This window comes from uncultured Methanobrevibacter sp., from assembly GCF_902774605.1.
GTDB lineage: Archaea > Methanobacteriota > Methanobacteria > Methanobacteriales > Methanobacteriaceae > Methanocatella.
Genome location: NZ_CACYJE010000016.1, coordinates 18,900 through 30,173, shown reverse-complemented (window position 1 = coordinate 30,173; position 11,274 = coordinate 18,900). Strand labels below are relative to the sequence as shown.

The 11,274-nt window shown below is 41.2% G+C and carries 8 protein-coding genes; 7 read left to right on the top strand and 1 reads right to left on the bottom strand.

Annotation, left to right across the window (positions count from 1 at the left end):
- The 7 genes from uvrA to QZU77_RS04960 all read left to right on the top strand — a co-directional run.
- Positions 1 to 2,661, top strand: a 2,661-nt coding sequence (uvrA, locus tag QZU77_RS04990; RefSeq protein WP_295600913.1) for an excinuclease ABC subunit UvrA, incomplete at its 5' end; no start/stop codon positions are given.
- 174 nt (positions 2,662 to 2,835) lie between these two features.
- Positions 2,836 to 4,335, top strand: coding sequence for a DUF2193 domain-containing protein (locus tag QZU77_RS04985; protein WP_295600910.1), 1,500 nt, complete (start codon positions 2,836 to 2,838; stop codon positions 4,333 to 4,335).
- Positions 4,336 to 4,347: 12 nt separating this feature from the next.
- Positions 4,348 to 5,121: an MIP/aquaporin family protein gene (locus tag QZU77_RS04980; RefSeq protein ID WP_295600908.1), complete on the top strand. Its 774-nt coding sequence runs from the start codon at positions 4,348 to 4,350 to the stop codon at positions 5,119 to 5,121.
- A 144-nt stretch (positions 5,122 to 5,265) separates the two neighbouring features.
- Positions 5,266 to 6,084 carry a DUF368 domain-containing protein gene (locus tag QZU77_RS04975; protein ID WP_295600916.1) on the top strand — a complete coding sequence of 273 codons (819 nt, stop codon included), beginning with the start codon at positions 5,266 to 5,268 and terminating at the stop codon, positions 6,082 to 6,084.
- Positions 6,085 to 6,158: 74 nt separating this feature from the next.
- A complete protein-coding gene (locus tag QZU77_RS04970) occupies positions 6,159 to 8,747 on the top strand; it encodes a DEAD/DEAH box helicase (RefSeq protein ID WP_295600905.1) in 2,589 nt (862 codons plus the stop codon).
- A 6-nt stretch (positions 8,748 to 8,753) separates the two neighbouring features.
- Positions 8,754 to 10,355 (top strand): helicase HerA-like domain-containing protein, encoded by a 1,602-nt coding sequence (locus QZU77_RS04965; RefSeq protein WP_295600902.1) that lies wholly within the window; start codon positions 8,754 to 8,756, stop codon positions 10,353 to 10,355.
- Between the two features lie 8 nt (positions 10,356 to 10,363).
- Complete coding sequence (locus QZU77_RS04960) at positions 10,364 to 10,855, top strand: hypothetical protein (protein ID WP_295600899.1); 492 nt, start codon at positions 10,364 to 10,366, stop codon at positions 10,853 to 10,855.
- Here the strand turns inward: QZU77_RS04960 and QZU77_RS04955 are convergent.
- Positions 10,845 to 11,270, bottom strand: coding sequence for a DUF123 domain-containing protein (locus QZU77_RS04955; RefSeq protein ID WP_295600896.1), 426 nt, complete (start codon positions 11,268 to 11,270; stop codon positions 10,845 to 10,847). The two genes, QZU77_RS04960 and QZU77_RS04955, sit on opposite strands and share 11 nt — an antisense overlap.
- Between the last annotated feature and the right edge of the window lie 4 nt (positions 11,271 to 11,274).

Sequence of the window (11,274 nt, the reverse complement as noted above, 5' to 3'; positions counted from 1 at the left end):
GCAATTTCGATTGATCAAAAATCTACTTCACGCAACCCGCGTTCGACCGTGGCAACGGTGACGGAGATTTATGATTATTTGCGTTTGCTCTTTGCGCGAATTGGCGTGCCGCACTGCCCGATTTGCCACAAAGAAGTGGCACACCGTACGGTGCAGGACATCATCGACCAGGTGCTTGCTCTGCCAGTTGCCTCAAAATTAATGATTATGGCGCCGATTGTATCGCAGAAAAAAGGTTCTTTTTCGCATATTGGCGACCAATATTTAGCTAAAGGTTTTGCGCGTGCTCGTGTAGATGGAATTATTTATGCGCTTGACGAGTGGCCGGAATTAGACAAAAACTTGCGCCATGACATTGAGATTATCGTGGATCGTTTCGTGATGGGGCCAGGTATGGAGAGTCGCATTTCGCAGTCTGTTGAGCAGGCTTTGGATCTCGGTAGTGGCTTGATGCAAGTCTTGAAAATTAATGACAATACGACGGCTCTGGGTCAAAATAATGTGCGCACGGATAACGCTGAGGTGATTTCATTTTCGCAGCGTTACGCTTGTCCGGACCACCCAGACGAATTGATTCCAGAGCTTGAGCCTCGCCTCTTCTCTTTCAATGCGCCGCAGGGCGCCTGTCCAACCTGTACTGGTCTTGGCACGCGCATGGAAATTGACCCAAGCCTGGTTTTGAATCCCAATTTAACGATTGCCGAGGGTGGCATCCGGCCATATAACCGCATCAATCAGGATTCTTGGTGGTTGAAACGATTGACTTCCGTGGGTGAGCGCCATGGTTTTTCGGTGCGCCAACCAATCCGCGAGTTGTCAGATGATGCAATTCAGAAGATTTTGTATGGTACGGGTGACGAAAAGTATCGTGTCAAGCTAAGTAACGGCTACACCTATGATGCCGTCTATGAAGGCGTGATTCCGAATCTTGAAAAGCGTTATAGAGAAACCGAATCGGATTTTATCCGTAAGGATATTGAACGATTTATGCGCGAGCGAGTTTGTCAGACTTGCCATGGCGCCCGCTTAAAGCCGGTAGTATTAGCGGTTACGGTGCATGATTTGAATATTATGGATATGTGCTCAATGGATGTTGAGCGGACGATTGAAGTATTGGATGGCGATTTAGGCTTGAATGAGAATGAAAAACTGATTGCTGAACCAATCTTGAAGGAAATTCGCAGTCGGGTTGGATTCATGCGCGATGTGGGTTTGAATTATCTTGAACTAAGTCGTTCGGCCGCTACTCTGTCTGGTGGCGAGGCGCAGCGCATTCGTTTGGCGACGCAAATTGGCTCTGGCCTACAAGGTGTGCTTTACGTACTGGATGAGCCATCGATTGGCTTACATCAGCGCGACAATGATCGCTTGATTGCTACTCTGCGCCACCTGCGCGACTTAAAGAATACCGTGATCGTAGTTGAGCATGATGAGGACACGATTCGTGCGGCAGACTATTTGGTGGATATTGGTCCTGGTGCTGGTGTAAATGGCGGTAAAGTGATTGCGGCTGGTACGCCTGACGAGGTGGCTAAAGTGAAAGATTCGATTACGGGCCAATATCTGAGTGGCGCCAAAAAGATTGAAGTGCCAAAGAAGCGTCGCAAAGTGACGGATAAAACAAAATATCTCGAAATTATCGGTGCACGCGAAAATAATTTGAAAAATATTGACGTAAAGATTCCGCTCGGCTTAATGACGGTGGTTTCTGGTGTGTCAGGTTCTGGTAAATCGACGCTCGTAAATGAAATTATGGCGAATGAGCTATTGGCTCGCTTGAATCGTGCACAGACTGTACCGGGTGCGCATGAGCGTATTGATGGTATCGAGAATTTGAATAAGATTATCGTGATTGATCAGTCGCCAATTGGTCGAACGCCGCGTTCGAACCCAGCAACTTATACGGGTATTTTCAACAATATTCGCGAATTGTTTGCGAATCAACCTGAAGCGCAGGTGCGTGGCTACAAAGCTGGCCGCTTCTCTTTCAATGTCAAGGGTGGTCGCTGTGAAAAGTGCCAAGGCGATGGCGTATTAAAGATTGAAATGCACTTCTTGGCTGACGTATACGTCCCATGTGAAGTCTGCGGAGGCAAAAGGTACAATGAAGAGACATTGGATATACGCTACAAGGGCAAGAATATCTATGAGGTCTTGGAAATGACAGTTGAAGAAGCGTTGGAATTCTTTGAAAACATTCCAAAAATCACCAAGAAACTCCAGACATTGTATGATGTCGGATTGGGCTACATGAAGATAGGTCAGCCTGCAACAACATTGTCAGGTGGTGAAGCTCAAAGAATCAAGCTGGCTAAGGAATTGTCAAGAACCAGTACTGGCAAGACATTATACATCCTTGATGAACCGACCACTGGTCTTCATTTTGAGGACATTAAAAGATTATTGGATGTTCTTGCAAGATTGACTGATGCCGGCAATTCTGTTGTTGTGATTGAGCATAACCTGGATGTTATCAAGACTGCCGACCATATTATTGACCTTGGGCCTGATGGAGGTGACGGCGGTGGTGAGGTTATCGCTACTGGAACTCCTGAAGAGATTGCTGAGGCTGGAACATACACTGGTCAGTTCCTTGAGAAGATGCTTGATGAAAATATTACTCCTTACGCTAAGGAATTAGTGGAAGATATTGGAAAGTAATATTTTTTCTTTCTTTTTTTTAATTATTATTCATTTATTTTAATTTTAACTAAACATTTTCTATCCATACTAATTTTTTTCAAGAATTATTTAAGTATATTTAAATAGGATGTTGAATAATCTATTATTACCAAAGAGTATACTCATTATGCTCTTTTTACCTAGGTGATTTAAATGAGAGAGTTATATGAAAAAATGATTGACGAGTCAATGGCAGCTCAAAAGGCTGACGTTAGCGTCATATCAGAAAACAGATACAATGACTTTAAAATAACTGATGCAAAACCATATGCCGATGCAGTGTCTGGTATGAAAGCATTGGACAACCAAGCAGAAACCGTAATCAACTTGCACAAGGAATCTGTTAAAAACCACTATGAAATATTGTCTTCAATAACAGACACATTGAAATGTGAAGATGACCCTTTCATTGAACATTTCCAGACACCTCCTGTTCTTGAAATTTTATGCGAAGAGGATGGTGAATTTGCCGATAGTGTGGATAAATTCATTCAAGCTATTGCAGACAATGAAGCTATTGTTGCAAAAGAATCAATCAGAAGATATGGTGGATTCTATGGTCCTACCTGTGTAGTGGACTTTGCATTGATGCCTGGCAGTACAAGTAATGTTGTAAATCAGATTTTGCAAAAAACAGACATTCCCGTAGCTCACAAACAAGCTATACTTTCTGCAAAATCATGGGGTATGAACACTTCTTATGGTATTGGTGACGCTTTTGCAAATGCTTTAGAAGCAGGTGCAACCGCTGCTGAAGCCACCGAAAAGGAAATTGCCACATTGCAAAACATCTATAAGAATCCTATTGAAGCTCAAGGGGAATTGATGGATGATGCTGACCATTCCTCCTTTGATGTAAGGGATTATATGAACAAGTATAAAAAAGCAATGACCTCAACTGTTAAAGCGGCAATGGATGATGGAGTGCACTATGGTAACATCGTAACTGTTCCTGCATACTGTGTGGGAGATATTGGACACCATATTGGCCAATCCACATACAACATGTGTAAGGATGATATGACATTGGCCATTGTTCAAGCAACTGCTGAAGTAATTGAAGCGACATTAAGGGGCAATCTGGATAACTACCAGTCTCCATTCAATGTATTGAATCTTGCAACAGGTTCATCTGCATGTGCAACTGAATTCATATTGGAATTGGATGGATTCAATGCACCAATGGTAGTGGACTTATTCTCCAAAAGATTCCACAACTTCGTACAACAGTATCCTACCAGAGGCGCAGCTGCGGAATTGCACAACTGCGACTTTATGGACATGATTTACAGGGGATTCAATTCAATAGGTGCTGCTAGAAAATACCGTGCAGGCACTGGAGGCGAAATTGTGCCTAAAATCAATGGATTTGATGTTGACTTAAGTCCGATTTTAGCTAATGAAACAGTAATGAATCCGCAAAGATACACTTATCCTGCATGTGCCATTACAGTAAGGTTCTCATCATTAATGAGATTGGCTGACTATCCATGTCTTTTAACTTCAGAACCAATTACTGCAACAATGATGACAAACCTCATTGCACTTAACAAGGATGCTCCAGGTTCACCTGTAAGAGGATGTAAAAACTGTGCTGCAGCATCACTTGTGGATAATAAACATGAATATTGTCAATGGAGAGAATCAGTATAGAAGTGATAGACTATGACTTGTAACATTAGAAAAAAATTCTTTGCAGAGTTGCTGGGAACATTTTTCCTAGTGTTTTTCGGTACAGGTTCAGCTGTCGTGACACTTTTAGTGTCTGATAGCATTGACCCATTAAATGTTGGAATAGGCATTCTTGGAGGTCTTGGAGACTGGATTGCCATTGCATTGGTGTTCGGTCTGACTGTAATGATATGTATCTATGTGTTCGGTAAGATATCTGGTGCACACTTGAATCCTGCTGTAACCATCGGGCTGCTTGTAACCAAGAACATCGCTTTGGTTGACAGCATCTACTATATAGTTGCACAAGTGATCGGCGCATGTTTAGGAAGTATTGCATTGTTCCTGTGCCTAGGCAATCCTTCAGTTGCAATCGGAGGATTGGGTGCAACAGCACCAGGACTCGGCGTGACCTACTGGCAGGCAATGTTTGCAGAATTCCTCGGAACATTCTTCCTAATGATGGTTGTAATGGGTGTGGCAGTTGACAAGAAAGCGGAACCAGGCTTTGCAGGAATATCAATCGGTATGACAGTGGCTGCAGTAATCGCAGTGCTCGGTGCGTTCACAGGTGCTTCAATCAACCCTGCACGTACATTCGGACCATACCTCATGGACATGGTGCTTGGCGGACAAAACCTCTGGGCATACTTCCCAATATACCTTGTCGGACCGATTCTCGGAGCAATCTGCGCAGCATTCGCATACGCATACCTTGCAAAAGACAGTGGAGTTTGCGAACTCCCACAACCTTTCAACGATGAATAATTCACTTTGAATTATTCACCTCTTTTTCTTTTTCAGTAACCTATTTATAAACCCAATATCTAATAGTATAATAATTACTTTTCAGGTGATAAATTGAATTTTAACATTAAGGAAGCTTTTTTAATTTTCATTAGAGGCATATTCATGGGTTCGGCAGATATTGTTCCCGGCGTCTCCGGTGGGACAATAGCATTGATAACAGGAATCTACGGTCATTTGGTCGAGGCAATTAGTAACATCAAGTTCGGATTCCTAAGGCCATTGGTGCATGGTGATTTAAGGGGATTCTGGAACCAGCTTTTGGAAGAAATAGACTTTAAATTCTTCATACCATTGATACTGGGTATAGGAGTTGCATTCCTGACCCTTGCAAAAGTGGTTACCTACTGCATGGATGTGCATACTGCACTCACATTCTCATTCTTTTTAGGGTTGATTATCGCTTCAGCAGTGATACTATTCAGAAAAATAAGTAAAATGAATTTCAAGCATGTAATTGCTGCAGTAATAGGTTTGATTTTAACATACATATTCGTTAGCCTGAACCCTGTTGCAGGTGAGCATTCATTGATTGTGCTTTTCTTCTCAGGGATGATAGCAATCTGTGCAATGATACTGCCGGGTATTTCAGGATCATTTCTCCTGTTGCTGCTTGGACAGTATGAATACATGCTGACTGCCCTTCATGAATTCCATTTCTCCGAAATAATCGTTTTCGTCATCGGGGCATTGATTGGAATATTGGGTTTTTCAAAAATACTCAATTTCCTGCTTAAAAACTATGAAGAGATAACAATGGCGTTTCTCATAGGCGTGATGCTTGGATCACTGAAAGTTCCGGCAGTGGAAATAGTTAAGTCCGTAAGCATGAATCTTTCTGGATTGATTCCTTGCATTGTCGTTGCAGTGATTGGTTTCATATTGATTATTGTTCTTGAAACCAGATTCGATTATATTGATTAAGCCGTGACAATCCGTCACGCTTCAACTACTTTTTTTTTAATATTTATTAACAATTAAAAACATATTTAAAAACAATGCTAGTTTTAAAAAAGATTAAAAAACAGTGGAGATTATATCCGATAGGTTCGCCTAAAAATGCGCTGAACCATAAAAGAGAACCTGAATTTGTCGGAAACATTAAATTCTCACATGATGGCGACTCATTATCAATTTCACGATTCGTAGCGGATTATAACTTCAAGGACAACTCCACCTTAAACGAGAAGCTGATGCCTCCAGGCGAGGTTATAAAGCTTTTGCGAAGCCAGGCCGTGTTTCTTGCAACACGTGACGAGAAGGTTGAAAAATTCTTGAAGTCACTGAACATTAAGGTCAGGCACACTCAAGTATGCGATTTCTGCGCATATGACGGAAACATCACCATAGTGAACTCCGAGTATTCCTACAAGCACAACAATCAGTTGATCTGCAAGGACTGTGCACATGATACAATTAAAAATGAAATCAAGCTCCAGGGTTTCGATAAGAAAATCTTCAGAAACCTGAAAAAGACCCTGGAGAAAACAGGCAGTCTGGAAAAGACATTGTCAGTGCTTGACCCTCATTTCGACCCATTGAAAAACAGGAAGCTGACACTGTTCGACAAGACACGCAAGCCCAAGCACATAATTCCTCCGGTCGACATGAAACGTCTAAAGATTCCTAAAAACTTCAAGAAGGTGTTATTGGACTCAGGAAACACCAAACTATTGCCTGTCCAGTACTTGGCCATTAAGGAAGGATTATTGAAGGGAGAGGATTTGCTGGTTGTAAGCGCAACCGGTTCAGGTAAGACATTGGTCGGTGAGCTTGCAGGGATTACAAAGGCATTGAAGGGAAAGAAATTCGTTTTCCTGACACCATTGGTGGCATTGGCCAATCAGAAATACCGTGATTTCAAAAGGAAATACTCAAAACTTGGCTTGAAAGTGGCAATTAAGGTTGGAAGAAACAGGGTCAAGGCAAAGGGCGAATTGAACTTGCCTGATTCCGATGTTTCCAAAGCCGATATTGTAGTCGCCACATATGAGGGGATAGATTACCTTTTAAGAAGCGGCAACCCTCAGGCATTATCCAATCTTGGAGTGGTTCTTATTGATGAGATCCACATGATTGATGATGAGGACCGTGGAACACGACTCAACGGTTTGATAAAACGAGTGAAGCACCTTTATCCTAAAACACAGATAATAGGATTGTCCGCTACGGTTAAAAATCCTGATTTCCTGGCTGAGGAGTTCAACATGAAACTGGTTGAGTACTCAGAGCGTCCCGTCCCGTTGGAGCGTCACCTGGTGTATGTCAGAAACGAATCATCCAAAAGGCATATCATGCAGAAGCTTGTTAAAAGGGAATTCAACACCAAGTCCAAGAAGGGTTATCGTGGTCAAACCATAATATTCACCAATTCAAGGCGCAAAACCCATCAGATTGCAAATTACCTCATGAACAAGCACATCAATGCCCAGGCATACCATGCGGGATTGTCATATTATAAGAAGGAGAAAATCGAGAAGGACTTTGACAGGGGCAAAATATCATGTGTAGTTACAACCGCAGCATTGGCTGCAGGCGTGGATTTCCCAGCTTCACAGGTGATATTCGATTCGCTGGTGATGGGTAACAAGTGGATCAATCCAAATGAATTCTCACAAATGCTCGGACGTGCAGGAAGGCCATCATATCATGACCGTGGAATAGTTTACCTTTTGCCTGAAGTGGGCAATGATTTCCAGGGCGATTCGGAGGAATCCATGGCACTGGACCTATTGGAGAGCAACAGCGATGATGTCTACATTGAATATGATGAGGAATCCGCATACGAGCAGATACTGGCAGACATTTCATCAACATCCATACAATCAACCAACGAGCTGAACAGCTTCTACAAGAATATTGATGTTCCGATAAGCATCAAGATTGCCGTTGATGAGATGGAGGACCTGGACTTAATCAGCCGCATGGCAAACAGGTTGGAGGTCACCAAATATGGTAGGGCAACATCAGTGTCATTTCTCTCCATTCCGGATGCGGAATTTATCAAGAACACTCTGAACGACCGCAATTACCTCAAGCATTATGTGGGACACTCCCCGATGTACAAGAAAAAGGAAAAGTACGATAAGCTCAAGGTACTGATTCTTGCAATGGCAATGGACTTGGAAATGTTTGAAAATGCTTATCTTTCAAGCGTCATCCACAATCAGATATCAAACGCCTTGAAAATCAAGTTCTCAACAAGACTATTTGCGGAATCAACCCTCGACATCATATCTTCAGGTGAGGCAATCGATAAGTTGGACAAGAAATTTCAGGATGCAGTGATACAACTGCAAACTGACTTCATGCAGTGCAGATGCCAGGAAAGGCCATTCTGCCAATGCCTGCAGAGAGGAATATCCGAGGTAATAGTTCATGAAAGACTCAAGGGAAAGGATCCTCAGGACATTTCAAACAAACTCTTTAGAAAATACCAGATACAGGTCTATCCGGGAGACATTTTCTCATGGCTGGACAATTTCGTTAAGAATCTGGATGCAATCAAAAGGATTGCTCAAGCTTACAATAAAAGAAATATAGTTAAAAAAACAAACTACTTAATTAAGAAAATTGAAAATGGGTGAACATCAATGTATGCAGAAGAAAAAATATTGGTCGGATGCAATGAGAACACCAACGTGTTTTTATTGCCTAAACTGGCAAACCGTCATGGTTTAATAGCCGGTGCAACTGGGACTGGTAAAACCGTAACATTAAAGGTCCTTGCGGAATCATTCTCTGATTTGGGAGTTCCAGTATTCTTGGCGGATATGAAAGGGGACATTTCAGGACTTGCTAAAATAGGTTCTGGAAATGATTTCATAACAACCAACAGGGAAAAATATGGGCTTGATGATAAGGGATTCCAATTTAAACAGTATCCTGTTGAATTTTGGGATTTATTCGGTCAAAAAGGACTTCCGGTAAGAGTAACATTATCCGAAATGGGTCCAGTATTGCTTTCAAAAATCCTAAACCTGTCAGAAGCGCAATCAGGTGTGCTGAATATAGTATTTAGAGTGGCTGATGAACATTCACTTCCAATAATTGACTTGAAGGATTTAAAATCAATGATAAATTATGTTGTTGAAAATAAGGCACAATTTGAAAGTGAATATGGGGCTATTGCTGAAAAGTCAGCCAATACCATATTAAGAAGCTTAATCACACTTGAAGATCAAGGAGGAAATGATTTCTTTGGAGAACCAGCACTCATACTTGATGACTTTATGCAAGTTGATGACAACGGATGCGGTGTAATTAATATATTAGATGCTCAAAAACTGTCATTATCTCCAGAAATTTATTCAACATTCTTATTATGGATGTTGTCCACATTATTTGAGACATTACCAGAAATAGGTGATATGGACAAACCTAAATTTGTATTCTTCTTTGATGAGGCACATTTATTGTTTGATGATATGTCACCGGAATTCGCTAAAAAAATCGAGCAGATTGTAAGGTTGATTCGTTCAAAGGGTGTTGGAGTGTATTTCATATCACAATCTCCAACAGACATTCCTGATGATGTATTGGCGCAATTAGGTAATCGTGTTCAACATGCACTTCATGCATACACTCCAAAAGACCAAAAGGCAGTTAAAGTTACTGCTGAATCATTCAGGGCAAATCCTGATTTTGACACTGCTGAAGTTATTTCCAATTTGGGAATAGGTCAGGCATTGGTTTCAGTTCTGGATGAAAAAGGTGTTCCAACAGTTGTAGAGCAAGTTGATATTGTTCCGCCTCAAAGCCACATTGGAGTTATTGAAGATGACTTGAGAGCTCAATTAATTGATATTTCAACATTAAAGTCAAAGTATGCTGAGGCATTGGATGCAGAGTCAGCTTATGAGCTTTTATTGAATAAGATTAATGAAAATCCGAACATGGATAGTGAAGTCGCACCTGAGGTAATCGAAGAGGTAAAAGCTCAAACTCAACAGGCTCCCGCTCCTGAAGCACCTGTCCAAGAGGAAGCTGAACAGCCTCAACAGCCTGGTGCGGTTGATGTCATTGGAGGAATTTTAGGAACTGTTCTTGCAGGTCAGCAACAGACTAAAGGCAAGAGAACCAAGAAGAGCGCTACTCAAAAGACCATTGAAAAGGCAGCTTCACAGGCAGCAAACACTGCAGCTCGTGAAATGACCAAGGGAATCATGAGAGGACTCTTCGGCCAGATGAAATAGGTGTTAAAATGGCTCATCCGCATAAAGATGCAATCGCCAAGATGCCCGCTTCTGCATTGATTGGTGTCATTGAGGAGTCCAAAATGACTTATGTAAGGGAAAACTTAAGCGTTTTCCTGCATGAAAGTCAAATTAAGCTCTTGAAACAAGTCAAAAAACACGAAAAGCCTCATCACAAAAGAATTAGGGTAAAACAATTCGAAAAGGCCAAAAAAGATGACCTGTTCAATCTTCATTTAGGTCTTTATCTGAAAAAGTATGAGAAACTGGCCAAATTGGAGTTAATTGAAATTGATAAGGAGCCTAACAACGGTCTTGAATACGATTGCACCTTGACTCCAAAGGGTGTTGAAATTCTTGATGAGATATCTGATTTTGAAAGTGAGTGGGAAAGTGTTGTTGGCATTGATGATGATGCGAGAGAGGTTTTAAGGGAATTGGCATTGAATTCCTTTGAGATTTCATACAGGCACAAGAAAAAGCAAGGATTCATATTTTGAAAAACTTGCAATCCATGGCTATTGAATCATAGGCATTTTTCACCTGTTCAATAGCTTCACTTCTATTTTTGAAATAATACAGGTGACTGTCACAGTCACAGTCTGAGCATCCGAAATTTTTCACTCCAAATGCTTCACTTTTAAGGTACTCAGATATATCACATTCTACCTTTTTGTCAATGTTGTAGATAATGTCCAGTATTTTAGAGTTATCGTCTTTTAAAAGATAGTCTACATGCCAATGTAGTTTTTTATCATTACTTAAATGTCTTTTAAGACGTGATTCCAATGAGTTCATGGCTGAACCTACATAAACGTAGTATCCCTTTTCAAATTGAATAAATCCCAATTTTTTACCTATTTTTATTCTGGAATTTTGATTTAATTTAATTATCAGGCAGTAACATCCTTTCATCAAT